Origin of the sequence: Micromonospora sp. B11E3, from assembly GCF_039871625.1 — a bacterium.
Taxonomy (GTDB): domain Bacteria; phylum Actinomycetota; class Actinomycetes; order Mycobacteriales; family Micromonosporaceae; genus Micromonospora.
Genome location: NZ_JBDPMC010000012.1, coordinates 16,072 through 36,931, shown reverse-complemented (window position 1 = coordinate 36,931; position 20,860 = coordinate 16,072). Strand labels below are relative to the sequence as shown.

The window sequence follows — 20,860 nt, the reverse complement described above, 5'->3', positions numbered from 1 at the left end:
AAGCCGGGGCGCGGCGCCACCGGGGGTCGATCTGATCCGTGGCCCGTGCCGGAACGCCGGCACGGGCCACGCCCGTGTCCGGCACCGGCCACCCCGGCTGGCGGGCGAGACCGGATAGCGCCCACCCCGGCGGAAGCCGTCAGTCGGCGGGGCGGGGGCTACTTCCTCGACATCAGCGCCCGGCCGAAGAACGCCAGGTTGGCGGGGCGCTCGGCGAGCCGGCGCATCAGGTAGCCGTACCAGTCGGTGCCGTACGGCAGGTACACCCGCACGGCGTAGCCCTCGCCGACCAGCCGGGCCTGCTCCTCCGGCCGGATGCCGTACAGCATCTGGAACTCGAAGCGGTCCGGCCCCCGGTCGAACCAGCGGGCCCGGTCCTCGCCGATGGCGATCAGGCGCGGGTCGTGGGTGGCCAGCATCGGGTACCCGTCGCCGGACATCAGGATGTTCATGCACCGGACGTACGACTTGTCCACCTCGCGGGCGGACTGGTACGCCACGGACTCCGGCTCCTTGTACGCGCCCTTGCACAGCCGCACCCGGGAACCGGCCGTGGCCAGCTCGCGGCAGTCCGACTCGGTCCGCCGCAGGTACGCCTGGAGCACCGCCCCGGTCGCCGGGTAGTCCTTGCGCAGCTTGATCAGGATGTCCAGGGTCGAGTCGGTGGTGGTGTGGTCCTCCATGTCCAGGGTGACCGTGGTGCCCGCCCCGTCCGCCGCCGCGCAGATCGCCCGCGCGTTGTCGTACGCGAGCTGCTCGTCGAACAGCTGGCCGAACGCGGAGAGCTTCACGCTGACCTCGGCGGCCGGGGTGAGCCCGGCGGCGGAGAGCAGCCGCAGCGCCTTCAGGTACTCGTCCCGGGCGGCGGTGGCCTGCTCGGGGGTGACGGTGTCCTCGCCGAGGTTGTCCAGGGCGACGGCGAGACCGTCGGCGACGAGCTCGCGGGTCGCGCGCAACGCGTCGTCGGTGCCCGCGCCGGCGACGAACCGGCGGACGACGTCCCGGGTGAAGGGCGCCGTCGCGATGAGCCGCTCGACCTGGGACGACCGGGAGGCGGCGAGGATGACGGAACGGAGCATGAGCCGAGCGTAACGCCCGGGCGCGCCCCCGCGCCGGGGGGCGGCGGCGCTCGCGGGCCCGGGGCGGCGGCCGTGGCGCGGGTCCGCTACAACGATGTCGTGGAACGACACCCCCGACGCCGGCTCCGCTCGGCCACCGTGCAGCTCGGCGCGCTGACCGCCCTGGCGCTCGCCCTCTCCGGCTGCAACATGACATCCGACGACGACGATGACGACGACTGCGCGCTCGGTCCGGTCGGCGGCGGCGGGACGGTCGCGCTGGCGATGCGGGTGCCCGCCGTCGGCGACGCCCCGCGCACCGCACCGCAGCCGACCGCCACGGTCGTGCCCGAGCGCGGCGGCTTCGGCACCCACCTCGCCTCCTGCGGGGGCTGACGTGCGGCGCGAGGTGGTCACCCCGCGCCCCGGCTGGGACGCCGCCGTCCGCTCCCAGGGCCTGGTGTACATCGACACCGAGCTGCCCGACGGCGAGATCATGTCGTACTGGGACGAGACGGCGGCGTACGCCTTCGAGCTGGACGAGGTGCTCCGGCTGGAGGAGGCGACGGAGGAGCTGCACCGGATGTCGCTCGCCGCCGCCGCACACGTCGTCGCCCGCAACCGGTACGCCGAGTTCGGCATCCCCGCCTGGGCGGCCGAGGCGGTGGCCCGGTCGCTGCGCGAGGAGCCGCCGACCCTCTACGGCCGCTTCGACCTCTGGTACGACGGCAGCTGGCCGCCCAAGCTGCTGGAGTACAACGCCGACACCCCCACCTCGCTGGTCGAGGCGAGCATCGTGCAGTGGTACTGGCTGGAGGAGACCCGCCCCGAGGCGGACCAGTGGAACAGCCTGCACGAGCGCCTCGTCGCCGCCTGGGCGAGGATCGGCCGGGAGCTGCACGAGAAGCAGGTGCACGTGGTCTGGTCGAACGAGGAGGAGTCGGGCGAGGACCAGATCACTGCCGGCTACCTGGCCGAGACGGCCCGACAGGCCGGGCTCCCGGCCGAGCTGCTGCCGATCCAGCACATCGGCTGGGACGGCCGACGCTTCGTCGACGCCGCCCACCGGCCCGTCACCACCTGCTTCAAGCTCTATCCCTGGGAGTGGATGCTGGCGGAGCCGTACGGGCCGCTGGCGCTGGACCCGGGCACCCCGACCACCTGGATCGAGCCGGCCTGGAAGCTGCTGCTGTCGAACAAGGCGCTGCTGGCCGTGCTCTGGGAGCTGTACCCGGGGCACGAGTACCTGCTGCCGGCGTACCTGGACTCGCCGCGCGGGATGACCGAGTACGTGGCCAAGCCGCTGCTCGGCCGGGAGGGCGCCTCGGTGCGGATCGTCACCGGCGGCGGGGAGATCGCCAATCCGGGCATCTACGGCGAGGAGGGCTTCTGCTACCAGGAGTTCCGGGCCCTGCCGGAGTTCGCCGGCAACCGGGCGGTGTTGGGCAGCTGGATCGTCGACGGCGAGTCCGCCGGCGCGGGGGTGCGGGAGAGCCGGAACCTCATCACCGACGGCTACTCGCGGTTCCTGCCGCACTACATCGACGCGCCGCGAATCCCCTGAGTCGTCTACCGTTGAGGGCGTGAACTTCGACGCGTACGCCCGGACCGGCGTCGACCTGGTCAACGCCCGGCTGGACGGCCTCGACGACCTGCGTGCCCTCATCCCCGACGACAACGCGTGGATGCGCGACGAGGTGGCGGATCGGGACCTGGCGATCTTCCGGCGCGCGCAGAAGCGCCTGCGCGACGTCTTCGAGTACGGCACCTCGGGGCGGGACGCCCAGGCGGTGGCCGAGCTGAACGCGCTGCTGGAGGCGTACCCGGTGCAACCGCGCATCTCGGGGCACGACTCCAGCGACTGGCACATGCACGTGACCAGTCGGGGCGCGTCGGTGAGCGCGGAGTACCTGGCGGGCGCGGTGTGGGGCCTGTCGGTGTGGCTCTGCGAGTACGGCAGCGCCCGGTTCGGGGTCTGCGCCGACGAGCGCTGCGGCAACGTCTACCTGGACACCTCGTCCAACTGCTGCCGGCGGTTCTGCTCGGAGCGCTGCGCCACCCGCTCGCACGTGGCCGCGCACCGCGCGCGCAAGCGCGCGGCCGTGGGCGAGCAGGCCGCCGCCCCGGCCGAGTCGCTGACGCCGGTCAGCTGACCGGCCCGACTCGCTGACGCCGGTCAGCTGACCCCGTCCACCCGGTCGGCGCGCTGGACGGCGCCGGCGCTCAGGCGTCGACCGGGGAGGGGGCGGTGAGGTTGGCGCGGGCGAACTCCAGGGCCTCGCGCAGGTCGGCCTCGCGCACGGCGCGGCTCCGCGCGCCCCGGGTGGTCACCTCGACCGCGACCGAGCCGGTGAAGCCGCGCCCGGCCAGCGAGCGCAGCAGCTCGGCGCAGGGCTGGGTGCCGCGCCCGGGCACCAGGTGCTCGTCGCGCCCCTCGCCCGTGCCGTCGCCCAGGTGCACGTGGGCCAGGCGGTCGCCCATCCGGTCGGCCATCTCCATCGAGTCGGTGTGCGACGCCGCGCAGTGCGACAGGTCGAGCGTGTACGCCGGGTAGCCGGTCTCGGTCGGGTCCCAGCCCGGGACGTACGGGACGAACTGGCGGCCGGCCATCCGCACCGGGTACATGTTCTCCACCGCGAAGCGCAGCCCGGGGAACTGCCCCGCGATCCGGTCCAGCCCCTCGGAGAAGTTGCGGGCGTAGTCGCGCTGCCAGGTGAACGGCGGGTGCACCACGACGGTGGGCGCCTCGAGGGTCTCCGCCAGCTCGGCCGCCTTCCGCAGCCGCTCCCACGGGTCGGGGCTCCACACCCGCTGGGTGACCAGCAGACAGGGCGCGTGGACGGAGAGCACCGGCACGCCGTAGTGCCCGGCCAGCCCGCGCAGCGCGCCGGCGTCCTGGCTGACGGCGTCCGTCCAGACCATCACCTCCACGCCGTCGTAGCCGACCGCCGCGGCCATCTGGAACGCCGCCGCGGTCCGCTCAGGAAAGACCGAGGACGTGGACAGGAGCACCGGGACGCGGGAAGTCACACCTGCCAGGGTAGCCCGCCCGCGTTGCGGCATCGTGACGAGCAGTCGCAAAACCCCCGTAACGCCTCGGAATCACATCGATTCGAGCTGATCCAGCCGGCGCAGGATGACCCCCTCGCGCAGCGCCCAGGGGCAGATGTCCAGCGACGTCAGGTCGAGCCGGCGCATGACCGCCTCGGCGACCAGCGCGCCGGCCAGCAGCTGGTGGGCGCGTCCGGCGCTCACCCCCTCCAGCTCCGGCAGCTGCCGCGGCGGGATGTGCCGGACGAAGCCGAGCACCTGCCGCAGGCCGTCGCGGGTGAGGCTGCGCCGGGCCCACAGCCCCGCCCGGGACGGGGCCGCCCCGGCCAGCCGGGCCAGCGTGCGGAACGTCTTCGAGGTGGCGACCGGGCGTTCCCAGCCCACGTCGGCCATCTTCCCGACCACCGGGTCGAGCAGCTCGTCGACGTACGCCCGCAGCTCCTCCACGGCCTCGGCCGACGGCGGCACGGCGCCGGCCGGGTCGACCCGGAGCCACTCCCGGCTCAGCCGCCCGGCGCCGAGCGGCAGCGACACGGCGACGTCCGGCTCCTCGTCGATGCCCGCCGCGATCTCCAGCGACCCGCCGCCGATGTCCAGCGCCAGCAGCCGCCCCGCCGACCAGCCGAACCACCGCCGCACGGCGAGGAACGTCATCCGCGCCTCATCGGCGCCAGAGAGCACCTCCAGCCGCACGCCGGTCTCCTCGCGCACCCGGGCCAGCACCTCACCGGCGTTGGCGGCGTCCCGCACGGCGGAGGTGGCGAACGCCAGCAGGTCGTCCACGGCCAGCCGGGTGGCCGCCTCCCGGGCCTCGCCGACCGCCCCGACCAGGCTCTCCGCGCCCGCCTCGGTCAGCGCGCCGTCCGGGCCGATCTGCTCGGCCAGCCGGAGCACGACCTTCTCCGAGTGCGCCGGCCACGGGTGCGCCCCGTGGTGCGCGTCGACCACCAGCAGGTGCACCGTGTTCGAACCGACGTCGAGAACCCCCAGTCGCATGGTGACGACACTAGGGCCTCGCCGAATGGGCGGCTCGCCGGTGGGAGCCCGGCACCGGGCGTACGCTGGGCCGGGTGACGGGCCAGATTGAGCTGCGGGTGCTGGTGGACGACCCCGACGATCCGCGCAGCCGCGAGGTGGAGCTGGACTTCCCCCGGGAGTGGATCGAGTTCGTCGACCCGGCCGACGAGAGGCACCTGGTCCGGGCCGACCTGACCTGGCTGCTGTCCCGGTGGACGTGCCTGTTCGGCAGGGGATGTCACGGCATCGTCGCCGGCCGGGCGGCCGACGGCTGCTGCTCGCACGGCGCGTTCTTCACCGACTCGGACGACGAGAAGCGGGTCCGGGCCGCGGTGAAGCGGCTGACCCCCGAGACCTGGCAGCACTACCGGCGCGGGTTCAAGAACTGGACCGAGAACGACACCGTCGACGGCAAGACCCCGGCCCGGCGCACCGCCACCCGGGACGTCGACGCCCCGTGCGTCTTCCTCAACGAGGCCGGCTTCCCGGGTGGGGCCGGCTGCGCCCTGCACGCCCAAGCGCTGCGCGACGGGGTGCACCCGCTGGAGTACAAGCCGGACGTGTGCTGGCAGCTGCCGATCCGGCGCGACCAGGACTGGCAGAAGCGGCCGGACAACACGAAGGTGCTGGTGTCCACGCTGTCGGAGTTCGACCGGCGGGGCTGGGGCGCCGGCGGGCACGACCTGGACTGGTGGTGCACCTCGTCGACGGACGCGCACGTCGGCGCCGAGCCGATGTACGTCTCGTACGGCCCCGAACTGACGGCGCTGATCGGTGCCCCCGCGTACGAGAGGCTGGCCGCCCTGTGCGCGGCGCGGCTGCGCCAGGGCCAGATCGCCCCCCACCCGGCCACCGAGGGCTGACCGGCCCTACGCCTGCGCGGGCAGGACGACGATGCCGTCGTCGTCGCTGTACACCTCGGCCCCGGGCGTGAAGACGCAGTTGCCGAAGAACACCGGGACGTCCCGCTCGCCGGCGCCGGTCTTGCCGCTCTTGCGCGGATTCGAGCCGAGCGCCTTGATGCCGATCGGCAGGGTTCGCAGGGCGGCGACGTCGCGGACCGCGCCGTTGATCACCACGCCGGCCCAGCCGTTCTCCGCCGCGGCGCCGGCGATCAGGTCGCCCATCAGGGCGGTGTGCAGCGACCCGCCGCCGTCCACCACCAGCACGCGCCCCTCCCCCGGCTCGGAGACGATCGACTTCACCAGGGCGTTGTCCTCGAAGCAGCGCACCGTGACGGTGGGTCCGCCGAAGGCGGCTACGCCGCCGAACTGCCGCAGCTGCGCGTCGCACGAGCCGAGGACGTCGCCGTACCGGTCGCAGAGGTCGGCGGTGGTGGGGGTCTCCATGGTGGTGGGTCCTCTCATGCGGGGTTGGTTTCGGGATCCGCGGGCGGCGACCGGTGCAGGCCGGTGGCGGCGACCGCCGCGCCGGCCAGCCCCGCCGCGGTGCAGGCGAGCACCCCGGCCGCCCCGGCGCCGGCCGCCAGCACACCCGCGGCGCTGGGGATCAGCACCTGGCCGAGCCGGTTGCCGGTGAGCCGCAGGGACATCGCCCGGCCGCGCAGCCCGGGCGGCGCGACCTCGGCGAGGAACGACATGGTCAGCGGCTGACCGGCGCCGAGCCCGAGACCGGCGACGGTGACGACCACGGCCATCGCCCAGAACGGCAGCGGCGGCAGCAGCAGCGCCAGCCCGGCGGCGGAGAGCGCGACGGTGCCGATGAGCAGCGCCCGCCGGCCGAACACCGCGACCAGCCGGCCGAGCCCCAGCCGGGATGCCATCGAGGCGACCGCCCGCAGCCCGAGCAGCACGCCGATCGCGCCGGCGGCGATGCCGCGTTCGGCGCCGAGGGCGGGCAGGTAGACCAGGGTGATGTCGACCGCCGCCAGGACGACGCAGCTGACCGTGAGGGCACGCACCAGCCCCGGCTGGCGGAGCAGGTCGCGCATCCCGCCGCCGCCCGGCCCGGCGGCGGCGTGGTGGTGCCCGGACGGGCGGAGGAACGCGGCGGCCACCAGCAGCGGCAGCGCGAGCGCGGTGGCGCCGAGGAAGATCGCCCGGGTGTCGGGGATCGGGCGGTCCCCGCCGAAGACCACGATCAGGCCGGGGCCGAGCGCCTGGCCCAGCGAGGCGGCGAAGGTGTAGTAGCCGAACGCCGCGTCGTACCGGTCGGCCGGGGTGCGGTTGGCGACGAGGGCCTGCTGCGCCACCACCGCGCAGAGATGGGCGGTGCCGAGCAGCATGCTGGCCACCACCAGGCCGGCCACGGAGCCGGCGAGCAGCACGAAGCCGAGGCCGGCGGCGGCGAGCAGGACCGACCCGGCGAGCGCCACCCGGCGCTCGCCGAACCGGTCCACGGCGTGCCCGCTGGGCACGGCCAACACCAGCGGTACGACGGCGAAGCTGGCCCCGAGCACGCCCAGCCAGGCCCCTGGTACGTCCAGCTCCAGCGCCCGGTACGCGGACGCGGGCCGGAGCATGAAGGTGACCGCCTGCACCACGATGGTGTGCGTGAGCAGCAGCGCGGTCTGGGCGCGCCCGGGGACCCCCGAGCCCCCGGGCGCCACTCAGTCGGCCTTCACCGCGAGCACCGGGCAGGGCACCCGGAGCAGGATCTCCTGCGCGGCCGATCCCATGATCAGCTTGCCCACCGGGGTGCGGTGCCGGATGCCGATCACCACGAGCGACACGTCCTCCGCCTCGACGATGTCGACGATCTCCTCGGCGGCGTCCCGGCCCCGCACCAGCTGCCGGATCGTGTGCGGCACCCCGGCGGCGGTCAGCTCGCGGGCCACCCGGTCCAGGTCGTGGTCCTGGGCGAGCCGCGGGTCCACGTAGGCGTCCCCGCGCGAGGTGTTCACCACCAGCAGCGGCTCGTCGCGGAACCTCGCCTGCTCGATCGCCGCCCGCAGGGCGGCCTCACCGAGGGCCGAGGGCACGTAACCCACCAGCACGGTCATGCGGTCACCAACCTCTCCCGAAGGGGACGTACGACGAACCGGCGAAGCAGCGGCCAGAGCAGCGCGATCACGATCGTGGCGTAGATCAGCCAGGACACCCATCCGCCGATCAGGCCGTGCAGCTCGCCGCCGGAGAGCTGCAACGCACGCCGCCCCTGCAACTCGGCGCGCGGGCCGAGGATGAGGCCCACGATCAGCGGCAGGACCGGCAGGCCGAAGCGGCGCATGCCGAAGCCGAGCAGGCCGAGGGTGAGCAGCAGGAACAGGTCGAACGGCTGGGCGTTGACCGCGTACGCGCCCATCGTCGCGAAGAAGATGATCCCGGCGTAGAGGTACGGGCGCGGGATCCGCAGCAGGCGCGCCCAGGCGGGGGCGAGCGGCAGGTTGAGCACCAGCAGCAGCAGATTGCCGACGAAGAGGCTGGCGATCAGCGTCCAGACGAGGGTGGATTCCCGCGTGAACAGCAGCGGGCCGGGCTGGATGCCGTACTGCTGGAAGGCGGCCAGCATCACCGCGGCGGTGGCGTTGGTGGGCAGGCCGATGGCCAGCATCGGCACCAGCGTGCCCGCGGCGGAGGCGTTGTTGGCCGCCTCCGGCCCGGCGACGCCCTCGATCGCGCCCCGGCCGAACTCTTCCTTGTGCTTGGAGAGCTTCTTCTCCGTCGCGTACGACAGGAAGGTCGGGATCTCCGCCCCGCCCGCCGGCAGCGCGCCGAACGGGAACCCGTACGCGGTGCCCCGCAGCCACGGCTTCCACGACCGCTTCCAGTCCTGCTTGCCCATCCACGGCTGGCCGACCGGGATCACCTCGCCCGCCTTGCGGCGCAGGTGCGCGGCGATCCACAACGCCTCGCCGACGGCGAAGATGCCGACCGCCACCACGACCACGTCGATGCCGTCGGCGAGCTGCGGGATACCGAAGGTGAGCCGCTGCTGGCCGGTCTGGTCGATCCCGATCACGCCGATGACCAGGCCGATCAGCAGCGAGGCGAAGCCACGCACCCGGGACGCGCCGAGCACCGCGGTCACCGCGATGAACGACAGCAGCATCAGCGCCAGGTAGTCCGGCGCGCCGAGGCTGACCGCGAACGCCACCACCGGCGGCATGACCAGGACGAGGGCCAGGGTGGCGATGGTGCCGGCGACGAACGAGCCGATCGCGGCGGTGGCCAGGGCCTGGGCGGCCCGGCCCGCCTTCGCCATCTTGTTGCCCTCGATCGCGGTCACCACCGACGACGACTCGCCGGGCGTGTTGAGCAGGATCGAGGTGGTCGAGCCGCCGTACATGCCGCCGTAGAAGATCCCGGCGAACATGATGAACGCCTGGGTGGGCTCCATCCCGTAGGTGACGGGCAGCAGCAGCGCCACCGTCATCGCCGGCCCGATGCCCGGCAGCACGCCGACGGCGGTGCCGATGGTCACGCCGAGCAGCGCGATCAGCAGATTCATCGGGGTCACCACGTTGGCGAACCCGTCGAGCAGATTGCCCAGGTTGTCCATCACAGGATCCCTTGCAGCACGCCGGCGGGCAGGTTGACCCCGAGCCCGATGGCGAACGTGTAGAACGTGACCAGCGACAGCGCGACGGCGATCAGCAGGTTCCGGACGTAGTGGCGGTTGCCCAGCGCGTACGCGGAGCCCCAGAAGAGGATGGTCCCGCTGATCACCCAGCCGAGCCGGTCGATGAGCACGGCGTTGACCAGGAACGCGCCGATCAGCAGCAGCACGGTCCGCCAGTCGATCGGGGTGGTCAGGTCGACGTCCTCGCCGGCCTCCGGCTCGCCGACGCCGCCCCGGTACACGTCCACCGCGTAGATCGCCGCGACGATGAGCAGCAGCACGCCGAGCAGGATCGGCACCGGCTTCGGGCCGATCGGGTCGGCGGCGTTCACCGCGTGCCCGATGCGCGTCGCCTCGACCATGACAAAGCCGCCGACGAGGGCCAGGAACGCGCAGACGCCGTACTGGGCGCGGTCGGTGTGCCGGGCCGGCTCCGTCGCCGCCGCCGGTTCCGCGGGGCCGGCCGGCGGCACGTCCACCGGCCGGTCCGACTCGTCTTCGGGGTACGGCCGGGGCGGCGCCTCGCCGCCCCGGCCCGGTCGGGTCGTCATCCCGGTCACGCCAACCCGAGCTGCTTGAGCAGTTCGGCCACCGTCTTGTCCTGCTCGGTGAGGAACGTGCCGAAGGCGTCGCCGGTGACGAACGCGTCGGTCCAGCCGCGCTTGGCCAGCTCGGCCTTCCACTCGGCGGAGTCGTGCATCTTCGTCAGCACGTCGATCCAGACCTTCTTGTCCGCCTCGCTGATGCCGGGCGGGGCGACGATCCCGCGCCAGTTGGTGAACACCAGGTCGATGCCGGACGCCTTGAGCGTCGGAACGTCCTTGAGCGCCTCGATCGGGGCCTCGCTGGTGACCGCGAGGACGCGGAGCTGGCCGGCCTCGACCTGGTCGAGGAACTCGCCGAAGCCGCTGGCGCCGAAGGCCACCTTGTTGCCGAGCAGGGCCGGCAGCAGCTCGCCGCCGCCGTCGTACGAGACGAAGTTGACCTGGCGGGGGTCGATGCCGACGGTCTTCGCGAGCTGCATCGGCAGCAGGTGGTCCGGGCCGCCGGGCGACGAGCCGCCGCCGACGGCGAGGCCCTTCGGGTTCGCCTTCCAGGCCGCGACCAGGTCGCCGATGGTCTTGTACGGGGAGTCCTTCGGCACCACGATGGCGCCGGCCTCCTCGATCATCTTGGCCAGCGGGGTGGTCTGGGTCAGCGTGGCCGCCGACTTCGAGGTGTACGAGGCACCGACGACGCCCAGGCCCATCTGCATGGCGAGCTTGCCGTTGCCCTTCTCGTTCACCGTCCGCTGGAGGCCCACGGTGCCGCCCGCGCCCGGCAGGTTGAACACCTGCACACCGGTGGCGATCTTCGCGTCCTCCATCACCTTCGCGGCGGTCCGGGCGGTGGTGTCGTATCCGCCGCCGGGGGTGTTGGGGACCATGATCCGCAGTCCGGCGACCGGCTTGCCGTCGCCGGCTCCGTCGGTGTTCTTGTCGGCGGTGGCGCCGCAGCCGCCGAGGGCGATCGCCGCAGCGGCGGCAACGCCCATGACCAGCGCGTTTCTCCGAGTTGCCATCTTGTTTCTCTTCCGTTTCGGTGGTGTCCGGCGGCAAGATAGTGGCTTCCCGGCAGGCCCCGCGTCTGCCTTCTGTTCCCAGCGGAAGTTGAGGTCTTTGTGGTCGCGGTCACGTCCCGGCGCCGTACGCTCGCCGGGCAACTGCTCGTCCTCCAGCTCGCGATCATCGTCGTGGTGCTGGTGGCGGTGGCGGCCGTGTCGCTGGCCCAGTCCGCAGCCACCTTCAACCGGGTCGAGGGGCGCCGGGTCGCCGCCCTCGGCGAGCAGCTCGCCGCCAGTCCGTTGCTGCGCGAGCCGCTCGGCCAGCCGGGCGCCGGGGAGCTCATCGCCCCCCTGGTGCAGACCACCGCGAACCAGTCCGGCGTGACCTCGGTGACCGTGGCGAACGACCGGGGCCGGGTGGTCAGCTCCACCGACCCGACCCTGGTGGGCAGCCCGCTGGTGGTCGGGGACCCCGCCGTCCTGCGGGGGCGGAGCTGGTTCGGGGAGCTGGAGGTTGGCGGGTCGCGCCAACTGGTGGCGCAGGTGCCGGTGCTCGGCGACGACACAGAGACGAGGAAGAACGCCGGCCGGCACCTGGGCGTGGTGGTGGTCGGCGAGGCGTCGCCGACCTGGTCGCAGCGACTGGTCGGGGCCTCCTCCTACCTGCTGACCTACCTGGGCATCGCCAGCGGGCTCGGGCTGGTCGGGTCGTGGCTGCTGGCCCGGCGGATCAAGCGGCAGACCCTGGGCCTGGAGCCGCGGGAGATCGCCGGGCTGGCCGAGCACCGGGAGGCGCTGCTGCACGGCATCGCCGAGGGGGTGATCGCGCTCGACCCGCACCACCGGGTCACCCTGGTGAACGCGGTCGGCCGCCGGCTGCTCGACCTGCCCGAGCACTGCCTCGGCCGCAGCCTCGCCGACCTGCGGATCTCCGGGCGGCTGCGGGACGTGCTGGCCGGCACGGGCGGCCCGGAGGCCCGCGACGAGGTGGTCGTCCGGGGCGGCCGGGTGCTGGTGATGAACCGGATGACGGTGGTCAAGGACGGCCGCCGGCTCGGCTCGGTGACCACCCTGCGGGACCGCACCGAGCTGGCCCGACTCGAGCAGGAGCTCGGCTCGTTCCGCAGCACCACCGAGCTGCTGCGCGCGCAGACCCACGAGTTCGCCAACCAGCTGCACACCATCTCCGGGCTGATCCAGATCGGTGAGCACGACGAGGTGGTCCGGTACGTCGACGCGCTGAGCCAGCGCCGGGCGTCCCTGGACCTCACCGTCACCAGCCGGATCCACGACACGGCGGTCGCCGCGCTGCTCATGGCCAAGTCGGCCGTCGCGGCCGAACGCCGGGTGGAGCTGCGGATCTCCGAGCGGACCGGGCTGGACCGGCTGCCGCCGGAGCTGTCGGCGGACGTCGCCACCGTGCTCGGCAACCTGGTGGACAATGCGGTCGAGGCGGTGGCGGGCGCCCGGGAGGCGGGCGGCGACCCGGCGGAGCGCCCCGCCTGGGTGGAGGTCGAGCTGCGCCAGGACGCCTCGTCGGTCGAGATCGTGGTCCGGGACTCCGGGCCGGGGGTCGCCCCCGAGCTGGCCCAGGAGGTGTTCACCCACGGCTTCACCACGAAGGCGGCGCAGGGCGGCGAGCGCGGCATCGGGCTGGCGCTCACCCGACTGGTGTGCAAGCGCCACGGCGGCGAGGTGGCGGTGAGCAACACCGAGGAGGGCGCGATGTTCACCGCCCGGCTGTCGGCGCCCGCCGCGCTGGAGGGAGTCCGATGATCGACGTACTGGTCGTCGACGACGACTTCATGGTCGCCCGCATCCACCGTGGGTTCGTCGAGCGCGTCCCCGGCTTCCGCGTGGTCGGCACGGCGAGCACCGGCGAGCAGGCGATCGCGGCGGTGGACGAGCTCCGTCCCGACCTGGTGCTGCTCGACCTGTACCTGCCCGACATGTTCGGCCTGGACGTGGTGACCCGGCTGCGCGCCGCCCGGCACGACTGCGACATCCTGGTGATCAGCGCGGCGCGGGAGGCCGAGGCGGTCCGGCGCGCGGTCCGCTACGGCGCGGTCAACTACCTGCTCAAGCCTTCCACTTCGACGAGCTGCGGACCCGGTTGGAGCAGTACGCGGCCCGGCGCAACGCCATGCGCGCCGCGGTGGTCAGCGACCAGGCCGACGTCGACCGGGTGCTCTCCCGCACCGCCGCGCACATCCCCACCTCCGCGCTGCCCCGGGGCCTCAGCCCGGAGACCGCCGAGCTGGTGGAGCGCGCCCTGCGTCAGCACTCCGGCACGCTCTCGGCCGCCGAGTGCGCCGATCGGGTGGGCATCTCCCGGGTCAGCGCGCGCCGCTACCTGGAGCACTTCTCGGACACGGGGCGGGCCGAGGTGACGCTGAAGTACGGCGTGGCCGGCCGTCCCGAGCGCCGCTACGCCTGGGTGGCCTGACCGGACGACCGCCGGACGACGGCCGGGGACTCGACGCGCGCAGGCGTTCAGGATCCGGATCCGGTACGCCTCCCCGCCTCCGGCGACCGGGCGCTCCGCGTGTGGCGTCCGCGGGCCCGTCGGAGGCCCCGCGCCGAGGTGACCGACGCGGTCCGCGAGCTCAGGCGAGCGCGGCGTCCACCAGCGCGCGTGCGCTGCGCTTGGCCGCCTCGGCCACCGCCGGGTCGCCGTCGAGCACCCCGCCGGCCAGGCCGCCGTCGAGCAGCAGGGTGAGCTGCCGGGCCAGCAGCGCCGGGTCGGCCGCCCCGGCCCGCCGGGCCAGGTCGGTCACCCACGCTCGGACCACGTCCTTGTGTTCGACCGTACGGGCGTGCACCCGGCTGCCGGCGGGCGACTCGGCGGCGGTGTTGATGAAGGCGCAGCCGTGGTAACCCTCCCGACGGCAGGCGCCGACGAGCGCGTCGAACATGCCGACGAGCTGCTCGCGCGGATCGTCGCCGGCGTCCCGGGCGGCGGCCCGCAGCGCCCCGAACCACGCCTGGTCGACCTTGTCCAGGTACGCCAGCACCAGGTCGTCCTTGCTCGGGAAGTGCTTGTAGAGCGTCGCCTTGGCCACGCCTGACTCGGCGATCACCGTGTCCACCCCGACGCCGCGCGGACCGTACGCGTAGAAGAGCCGGAACGCGGTGTCGAGGATGCGCTCCCGCGCGGAGCCGGCGGGGGTACGCGGCCTGGGCATGGCTCTCCTCTCCGCTTCGTCGGCTCGGTCCAGGCTACAGACCCGTCCGTCTCCGGCCCCCAGGCGGAGGTCGTCGTCGGGGGTAGTTGGTAGACAGACCTGTCTGTTAGTCTCTGCCGGACAAGCGCGGGGCACGAGCCACGCGCGGCTACCGAGGACGGGATTTTCGACATGCGCATCGCAGTACTGGGCACCGGCATGGTCGGGCGGGCGATCGCCGCACGGGCAACGGAGCGGGGGCACGAGGTCACCGTCGGGACCCGCGACGTGGCGGCGACCCGGGCCGGTGACTGGACCGGCTGGGCCGCCGCCCACCCCCAGGTCGCCCTGGCCGGCCACGCCGATGCCGCCCGCGAAGCAGAGCTGGTGGTGAACGCGATCAGTGGCGCCGGATCCCTCCCCGCGCTCACCGCGGTGGGCGAGGAGAACCTGGCCGGCAAGGTCCTCCTGGACATCGCCAATCCGCTCGACTTCGGCAAGGGCTTCCCGCCCACCCTGTCGGTGCTCAACGACGACTCGCTGGGCGAGCGGATCCAGCGGGCGTTCCCGCGGACCCGGGTGGTGAAGGCGCTCAACACCCTCACCGCCGACCTGATGGCCCACCCGCGCCAACTCGCCGACGGCGACCACACCGTCTTCGTCTCCGGCGACGACCCGGACGCCAAGAAGGCGGTCACCGAACTGCTCACCGACTTCGGTCACACCGACGTGATCGACCTGGGCGACATCACCACCGCCCGTGGCACCGAGATGCTGCTGCCGCTCTGGCTGCGCCTCTACGGCAGGCTCGGCACCGGCAACTTCAACATCAAGATCGTCCGCTGATTCCCACCCACGGGCCTGCCCCCGCCCGTCCCGAAGCGCCGCTGGCCGGCACCCGTCCTGGGGTGCCGGCCAGCGGCGTCCTGCCTGCGTGTTCGATCGTGCTCGGGTCAGCTGCTCGGTGGGTCAGCTGTTCCAGTGCTGGGCGACGAGGTCGGCGGCCTGCTGCTCCCACTGCGCGTACGCGTCCGGGTACGCCGACACCTGCACCGTCTGCGCGGCGTCGGTCAGCGGCATGTCCTGCCACCCGTCCACCTGCTTCAAACCCTTCAGGAACGCCGTCGTCGAGTACTCCGGGTCCGTGATCTGCTCCGGGGTGCCCCAACCCGACGACGGACGCTGCTGGAACAGGCCCAGCGAGTCGTGGTCGTTACGGTCACCCAGGTGCCCCAGGTTCTCCAGCTTCGACTCCTGCAGGCTGGTGGCGATCGAGATCACCGCGGCCCGCTCAGGCAGGCCGGCCTTCTTCGTCGCCGCGATGATCGCCTTCACGTTCGCCACCTGCTCGCCATCAAGGTCGATGCGCGACTGCGCGCCCTGCACCCCATGCGGGACCAGCTTGCCGCTGTCGGGCTTGTCGGCCTGCACGGCCACCGCGACCGGCTTCACCTGCGCCGGGACGGTGTGCGCGGCCGTGGTGTGCAGGGGACCGGCGGCGAGGCCACCGGCGAAGGCGAGACCGGCAATACCGAGAACGCTCTTACGCAGCATCGTGTTCATCATCAAAGCTCCATTCGGGGGTTGGCGCACACCGCCGAGGGGGATCGGGCAGGCGTGTGCGCAAGCACCGTCAGGCGCTCGAAAGCGTGAAAAAGGGGGGGAAAGAGCCCGGTGCGACCGCGGGGCAGGGATGCCCGGTCGGGCCAAGGAGTGCCTCGTCACGGGCACCGGGACCATGTACAACGACCGGCAGCCGGCCCGCATTCCACCCGGCCCGAACCCGGCAAGGACTCGCCTCGATCCGGAAAGCCGACGGGGGGCGTCGTGCTACCTCCGGGGCATCGGTTGCTGCTCGGTCGTGCGCCAGGTGTAACGACCCCGCCCCGGCCACGATTCCGCCCCCACGATGCCGCCGATCACACCAGCAGCAGCCGCGAACCAGACACACGGCGGCGAATCGCCGCACCCCGGCCGGGATGACCCACTCCATGCCACCGACATCGGGGCATCCGTGTCATCGGACAGCCCCATGTCGCCGCCATGGAGTCGATCACGGCACCGGCATCCACCCCGCCCCGGCCACGATCCCACCCGACGCCGGTCACCCCCCAACCCACGGACCGGACATACGGGGCCGATCGCCGCACCCGGGTCGGGTGATCCGCCACCATGTCGCCGACATGGCGGCATCCGGAGGGCTCGGATAGCCCCATGTCGCCGACATCGAGGCGATCAAGACGCGGCGGCCACCCTCGGACCGGGGTGGGGCCCGACCGCGGCGCCGGGTGACCTGACGCACAAACGATACGGATCGGTTCCGTATCGAAACGTCCTCGCATAGGCTCACCGGCATTACGAGTCTGCCCCGTATCGAATCTACCGCGGCGGGGCGAGCCGGGGGGAGCCGCACATGCAACCGCACGAGAACACCGGACATCCGAGGAGGTGGGCGATCCTGGGGGTGCTGGTGATCAGCCTCCTCGTCGTCGTCCTCGACAACACCATCCTCAACGTCGCCCTGCGCACCCTCGCCGACCCCGTGCACGGTCTCGGCGCCAGCCAGGGCGAACTGGAGTGGTCCATCAACTCGTACACCCTGGTCTTCGCCGGCCTGCTCTTCACCTTCGGCGTCCTCGGCGATCGCGCCGGCCGCCGGCGCTTCCTGCTGATCGGCCTGGTGCTCTTCGGGCTGTCGTCGCTGCTGTCGGCGTACGCCCAGAACCCCGGCCAGCTGATCGCGGCCCGCGCGCTGATGGGCGTGGGCGGAGCGGCGATCATGCCGGTGACCCTGTCGATCATCTCCAACGTCTTCGACCCCCGCGAACGTGGCCGGGCGATCGGCATCTGGGCCGGGGCCGTCGGTCTGGCCGTGGCGATCGGCCCGATCCTCGGCGGTGTGCTGCTGGAGCACTACTGGTGGGGATCGGTCTTCCTGATCAACGTACCCGTGGTCGTGCTGGGCGTGGTCCTGGTCGCCCTGCTGGTGCCCGAGTCCCGCGATCCCGAACCCGGCCGGATCGACCTGCCCGGCGTGCTGCTGTCCGTGGTCGGGCTGGTGGCGCTCACGTACGGCATCATCGACGGCGGCGAGCACGGCTTCGGCCGGCCCCTGGTCTGGGCGTCGACCCTCGGCGGCCTGGCGGTGCTGGCCTGGTTCGTCGCGCACGAGCTGCGCAGCGACCACCCGTCGCTGGACGTCCGGCTGTTCCGGGTGCCCCGCTTCGCCGCGCCCGTGGCGATGGTCGGGCTGGTCTTCTTCGCCGCGATGGGCGTGATGTTCTTCAGCTCGTTCTACCTGCAACTCGTGCGCGGCTACAGCCCGCTGGAGACCGGTCTGCTCTTCCTGCCGTTCGCCGCCGCCCAACTGGTCTTCGCCCCGCGCAGCGCGGCGATGGTCCGCCGGTACGGGGGCAGGGCTGTCGCGGTCGTCGGGCTGACCCTGACCGCCGTGACCCTCGGGGCGTTCGCGTTCGTCGACGCGGGCACCCCGATCTGGGTGATCCTGGTGCTCTACCTGCTCCAGGGCGCCGGGATGGCCAACGTCATGCCGCCGGCCACCGAGTCGGTCATGTCGGCGCTGCCCCGGGAGAAGGCGGGTGTCGGCTCGGCCGTCAGCAACACGGTCCGGCAGGTCGCCGGGGCGCTGGGCGTCGCGGTCCTCGGCTCGGTCCTGTCGGCGGTGTACCGGGACGACGTCGCGCCGGCCCTGCGCGGCCTGCCCGCCCAGGCCCACGAGGCCGCCGGCGAGTCGATCTCCGGGGCGTACGCGGTGGCGGGCCAGCTCGGGCCGGCGGCGCCGCACCTCGTCGCGGCGGCCGACCACGCCTTCGTCTCGGCCATGCACTGGGCCGCGGCGCTGTCCGCGGCGGTCGCCGCGCTCGGCGTCGTGGTCGCGCTGCGCTGGCTGCCCGGCCGCGCCGAGCGTCGGCCGTCGGCGTCGCCGGTGGCCGGCGAGCCGGAGTTGGCTGGAACCCCGTAGGTTCGGCGACAATGTCGGGCATGACATCTGCCGCGGACGAGGCCATCGTGGAGGCCACCCTCGACCTGCTCGCCGACGGCAACACGATCGAGACGCTGACGATCGAGGCGATCGCCGCTCGGGCCGGGGTGGGCAAGAACACCATCTACCGCCGCTGGCCCGGCAAGAACGCGCTGCTGATCGACGCGCTGCGCCGGCTCAAGGGCATCGTGCCGCAGCCGGCCGGCCACTCCGTCCGGGACGACCTCGTGCTGCTGGTCGGCGCGGTCGGCCACAACATCGATCCCCGGGCCGCGAAGATCATGCCGTGCCTCGTGCCCGAGGCGAACCGCAGCCCGGACCACTACCAGCTGTACCAGAACATCATCGAGCCCCGCCGGACGCTGATGCGCGAGGTGCTCCGCCGGGGGGTGCGCAGCGGCGAGCTGCGCGCCGACCTCGACGTCGAGGTGGCGATGGCCCTGCTCACCGGCCCGATGCTGATCCAGCGGTTGCTGCGCTGGCACCCCGACCTGGACGAGGTCCCGCTCCCCGAGCGGATCGTCGACGGCGTGCTGGAGGGCATCCGCGCCCGCTGAGCGCCGGAGCCCGGCCGCCTCAGCCGGAGGGCGTACGCAGGCGGTGCAGGCGCAGCGCCAGCTGCACCTCCAGCGCCCGTTCCGGCTTCTGCCAGTCCGCGCCGAGGAGCTGGCCGACCCGCTCCAGCCGCTGGGTCACCGTGTTGACGTGCACGTGCAGCAGCTCGGCCGCCCGGGCCAGGCTCCCGCCCACCCCGAAGTACGCCTCCAGTGTCCGGACCAGGGCGGTGCCCCGCCGGGCGTCGTAGTCCACCACCGGCCCGACCGTGGCGGCCAGGAACCGGGCCACGTCCCGGTCGCTCCGGTCGCCGCCCACCGCCCCGAGCAGCAGCCCGACGAAGCCCAGCTCGGCCGTGCTCGCCCCCTGCCCGGCCCGACCCAGCGCACCCAGGGCCGACAGGCAGCGGTCCGCCTCCTGGAAGACGCCCGCCAGCGACGCCGGGCCGGTCGACGGGCCGCTCGCCCCGGCGGTCACCGGCCGTCCCGTGATCCGGGACAGGTCCCGCGACACCGCGCGGGCCGCGGCGCCCGCGTCCCGGCCGGGCAGCATCAGCACCACCCGGCCGTCGCGCGCCGCCGCCAGGCCGCCGCGGGTCGAGGCGTACGTGGTGGCCCAGGACAGCACCCGCTGCCGGGCCGACCCGGTCGCGGCGATCGCGTCGTCGTCGACCGCCACCAGCGCGTGTGGGGCGTCCAGGTCCACCCCGAGCCGGCGGGCCCGGCTGCGCAGCGCGTCGGTGTCCCGCAGCGGCCGGGCGATCAGGTCGTCGAGCAGCTCACCCCGGACCCGCCCCTCGGCCTCGGCGACCGTCCGGCGGAACAGCAGCAGCAGCGCGGTGACCAGGGCCGCCCGTTCCAGGATCCGCTGGTCGGCGTCGACCAGTTCGCCGTCGGGGCGCAGCACCAGCGCGCCCAGGTTCTCCGCGCCGGCCACGACCGCCGCGTACCAGAGCGGGCCGCGGCGGACGCTGCGCCCCTCGGTGCGCGACGCCGCCACCGCCTCGACCAGGTCCGCCCGGTCGGGCTCCTCGATGTCGCCCACCCGGGCCAGCCGCCGGCCCTCGGCGTCGAGCGCCAGCAGCGCCCCGCCGAGCACCTCGGTGACCGCCGCCGCCACGTCCTCCACCCCGCCGCCGCGCAGCACCAGCGCGGTCATCCGGTCGTGCGCCGCCGCCGCCCGCTCCACGGAGCTGCTGTGCGCGCGGATCGTGCTGTTCGCCGCCGACAGCTCCTCCAGCGCCGCGCGGGTCTCGGCCAGCAGCCGGGCCGTGTCGATGGCCACCGCCGCGTGTGCCGCCAGGGAGACCAGCAGCGCCACCTCCTCGCGGGCGAACGGCCGGGCCGAGCGGTTGGCCGCGTACAGCACGCCGATCGACGTGGAGCCGAGCCGCAGCGGCACCCCGAGGATCGCCACGAGGCCCTCCTCGCCCACCCCCGCGTCGATCTCCCCGGTGTGGTGGAAGCGGTCGTCCTCCGGGTAGTTCGCGGTGACGTACGGGGTGCCGGACTGCGCCACGAGGCCGCCCAGGCCGGCGCCCATCGGCAGCCGCAGCCGCTGGAACCGGGCCGAGACCGACCCGTCGGTGACCCGCATGTACGTGTCGCCGTGCTCGTCGTCATTCAGCGTCATGTACGCCACGTCGGCGCCGAGCAGGTTGCGGGCCCGGTGCACGATCGCCCGCAGCACGTCGTCCAGGTCGCGCAGGCCGGCCAGGTCGCTCGCCGTGTCGTACAGGCCGGACAGCTCGATCTCCCGGCGGCGCCGGCGCTCCAGCAGCGCGCGGACCCGCAGCGCCACCACCTTGGCCTGCTCCAGCTCGGCCAGTCGGTCGGCGGGCAGGCCGGCGGCCCGGGCGGCGACCAGCGGCCCCTCGAACTCGACCGCGGCCGCCTCCCGGGCGAGCAGTTCCAGGAACTCCACCGGCGACGACATGACCGACATTGTG

21 protein-coding genes and 1 pseudogene are annotated in these 20,860 nt (G+C 73.6%); 10 read left to right on the top strand and 12 right to left on the bottom strand.

The features are described from left to right. Nucleotides 1–158 precede the first annotated feature (158 nt). A complete protein-coding gene (locus ABGB16_RS09235) occupies nt 159–1,079 on the bottom strand; it encodes a proline dehydrogenase family protein (RefSeq protein WP_347667559.1) in 921 nt (306 codons plus the stop codon). Nucleotides 1,080–1,178: 99 nt separating this feature from the next. Between ABGB16_RS09235 and ABGB16_RS09230 the strand changes: the two genes are divergently transcribed. From ABGB16_RS09230 to ABGB16_RS09220, 3 genes are read left to right on the top strand one after another with little or no spacing between them, the layout of a single operon-like run. Further along, complete coding sequence (locus ABGB16_RS09230) at nt 1,179–1,454, top strand: hypothetical protein (protein ID WP_347667558.1); 276 nt, start codon at nt 1,179–1,181, stop codon at nt 1,452–1,454. Nucleotide 1,455: 1 nt separating this feature from the next. Then, a complete protein-coding gene (locus ABGB16_RS09225; protein WP_347667557.1) occupies nt 1,456–2,622 on the top strand; it encodes a glutathionylspermidine synthase family protein in 1,167 nt (388 codons plus the stop codon). A 19-nt stretch (nt 2,623–2,641) separates the two neighbouring features. After that, nucleotides 2,642–3,211 (top strand): CGNR zinc finger domain-containing protein, encoded by a 570-nt coding sequence (locus ABGB16_RS09220; protein ID WP_347667556.1) that lies wholly within the window; start codon nt 2,642–2,644, stop codon nt 3,209–3,211. A gap of 70 nt (nt 3,212–3,281) precedes the next feature. On the opposite strand, the gene ABGB16_RS09215 is transcribed toward ABGB16_RS09220, so the two are convergent. Both ABGB16_RS09215 and ABGB16_RS09210 read right to left on the bottom strand, forming a co-directional pair. Next, the gene (locus ABGB16_RS09215; RefSeq protein ID WP_347667555.1) at nt 3,282–4,088 is read right to left on the bottom strand and encodes a sugar phosphate isomerase/epimerase; all 807 of its coding nucleotides are present in this window, start codon (nt 4,086–4,088) and stop codon (nt 3,282–3,284) included. Nucleotides 4,089–4,160: 72 nt separating this feature from the next. Then, nucleotides 4,161–5,105: a Ppx/GppA phosphatase family protein gene (locus ABGB16_RS09210; RefSeq protein ID WP_347667554.1), complete on the bottom strand. Its 945-nt coding sequence runs from the start codon at nt 5,103–5,105 to the stop codon at nt 4,161–4,163. A 74-nt stretch (nt 5,106–5,179) separates the two neighbouring features. Between ABGB16_RS09210 and ABGB16_RS09205 the strand changes: the two genes are divergently transcribed. Then, nucleotides 5,180–5,989: a hypothetical protein gene (locus ABGB16_RS09205; RefSeq protein ID WP_347667553.1), complete on the top strand. Its 810-nt coding sequence runs from the start codon at nt 5,180–5,182 to the stop codon at nt 5,987–5,989. A 6-nt stretch (nt 5,990–5,995) separates the two neighbouring features. Here ABGB16_RS09205 and rraA read toward each other — a convergent pair whose 3' ends face one another. The 6 genes from rraA to ABGB16_RS09175 are packed head-to-tail and all read right to left on the bottom strand — an operon-like array spanning nt 5,996 to nt 11,208. Next, on the bottom strand, nt 5,996–6,475 hold the full coding sequence (gene rraA, locus ABGB16_RS09200) for a ribonuclease E activity regulator RraA (protein WP_347667552.1): 480 nt from the start codon (nt 6,473–6,475) through the stop codon (nt 5,996–5,998). 14 nt (nt 6,476–6,489) lie between these two features. After that, a complete protein-coding gene (locus ABGB16_RS09195) occupies nt 6,490–7,695 on the bottom strand; it encodes an MFS transporter (protein WP_347667551.1) in 1,206 nt (401 codons plus the stop codon). Next, nucleotides 7,696–8,088 (bottom strand): universal stress protein, encoded by a 393-nt coding sequence (locus ABGB16_RS09190; protein WP_347667550.1) that lies wholly within the window; start codon nt 8,086–8,088, stop codon nt 7,696–7,698. It lies immediately after the preceding gene. After that, the gene (locus ABGB16_RS09185) at nt 8,085–9,587 is read right to left on the bottom strand and encodes a tripartite tricarboxylate transporter permease (protein WP_347667549.1); all 1,503 of its coding nucleotides are present in this window, start codon (nt 9,585–9,587) and stop codon (nt 8,085–8,087) included. The genes ABGB16_RS09190 and ABGB16_RS09185 overlap by 4 nt, the downstream gene beginning before the upstream one ends. Next, nucleotides 9,587–10,198, bottom strand: coding sequence for a tripartite tricarboxylate transporter TctB family protein (locus ABGB16_RS09180; RefSeq protein ID WP_347667548.1), 612 nt, complete (start codon nt 10,196–10,198; stop codon nt 9,587–9,589). The genes ABGB16_RS09185 and ABGB16_RS09180 overlap by 1 nt, the downstream gene beginning before the upstream one ends. A 5-nt stretch (nt 10,199–10,203) precedes the next feature. Further along, nucleotides 10,204–11,208 (bottom strand): tripartite tricarboxylate transporter substrate binding protein, encoded by a 1,005-nt coding sequence (locus tag ABGB16_RS09175; protein WP_347667547.1) that lies wholly within the window; start codon nt 11,206–11,208, stop codon nt 10,204–10,206. A 99-nt stretch (nt 11,209–11,307) separates the two neighbouring features. On the opposite strand from ABGB16_RS09175, the gene ABGB16_RS09170 reads away from it, so the two are divergent. From ABGB16_RS09170 to ABGB16_RS09160, 3 genes and pseudogenes are all read left to right on the top strand, one after another. Further along, nucleotides 11,308–12,966 carry an ATP-binding protein gene (locus tag ABGB16_RS09170; RefSeq protein WP_347667546.1) on the top strand — a complete coding sequence of 553 codons (1,659 nt, stop codon included), beginning with the start codon at nt 11,308–11,310 and terminating at the stop codon, nt 12,964–12,966. After that, nucleotides 12,963–13,223, top strand: a pseudogene (locus ABGB16_RS09165) (response regulator); the annotation flags it as partial. The gene ABGB16_RS09170 and the pseudogene ABGB16_RS09165, both read left to right, overlap by 4 nt. An 80-nt stretch (nt 13,224–13,303) precedes the next feature. After that, entirely contained in the window at nt 13,304–13,636 is a 333-nt protein-coding gene (locus tag ABGB16_RS09160) for a hypothetical protein (RefSeq protein ID WP_347667636.1), read from the top strand. Nucleotides 13,637–13,796: 160 nt separating this feature from the next. On the opposite strand, the gene ABGB16_RS09155 is transcribed toward ABGB16_RS09160, so the two are convergent. Continuing rightward, a complete protein-coding gene (locus ABGB16_RS09155) occupies nt 13,797–14,375 on the bottom strand; it encodes a TetR/AcrR family transcriptional regulator (protein ID WP_347667545.1) in 579 nt (192 codons plus the stop codon). A 171-nt stretch (nt 14,376–14,546) separates the two neighbouring features. Here ABGB16_RS09155 and ABGB16_RS09150 point away from each other — a divergent pair, with 171 nt between their 5' ends. Continuing rightward, nucleotides 14,547–15,200: an NAD(P)-binding domain-containing protein gene (locus ABGB16_RS09150; RefSeq protein ID WP_347667544.1), complete on the top strand. Its 654-nt coding sequence runs from the start codon at nt 14,547–14,549 to the stop codon at nt 15,198–15,200. 123 nt (nt 15,201–15,323) lie between these two features. Here the strand turns inward: ABGB16_RS09150 and ABGB16_RS09145 are convergent, their stop codons facing one another. Further along, a complete protein-coding gene (locus ABGB16_RS09145) occupies nt 15,324–15,917 on the bottom strand; it encodes a hypothetical protein (RefSeq protein WP_347667628.1) in 594 nt (197 codons plus the stop codon). Between the two features lie 850 nt (nt 15,918–16,767). Here ABGB16_RS09145 and ABGB16_RS09140 point away from each other — a divergent pair. Further along, on the top strand, nt 16,768–18,336 hold the full coding sequence (locus ABGB16_RS09140; RefSeq protein ID WP_347667543.1) for an MFS transporter: 1,569 nt from the start codon (nt 16,768–16,770) through the stop codon (nt 18,334–18,336). A 20-nt stretch (nt 18,337–18,356) separates the two neighbouring features. Beyond that, nucleotides 18,357–18,914, top strand: a complete 558-nt coding sequence (locus ABGB16_RS09135; protein WP_347667542.1) for a TetR/AcrR family transcriptional regulator — start codon at nt 18,357–18,359, stop codon at nt 18,912–18,914. Between the two features lie 19 nt (nt 18,915–18,933). On the opposite strand, the gene ABGB16_RS09130 is transcribed toward ABGB16_RS09135, so the two are convergent. Next, complete coding sequence (locus ABGB16_RS09130; protein ID WP_347667541.1) at nt 18,934–20,856, bottom strand: helix-turn-helix domain-containing protein; 1,923 nt, start codon at nt 20,854–20,856, stop codon at nt 18,934–18,936. Nucleotides 20,857–20,860 lie beyond the last annotated feature (4 nt).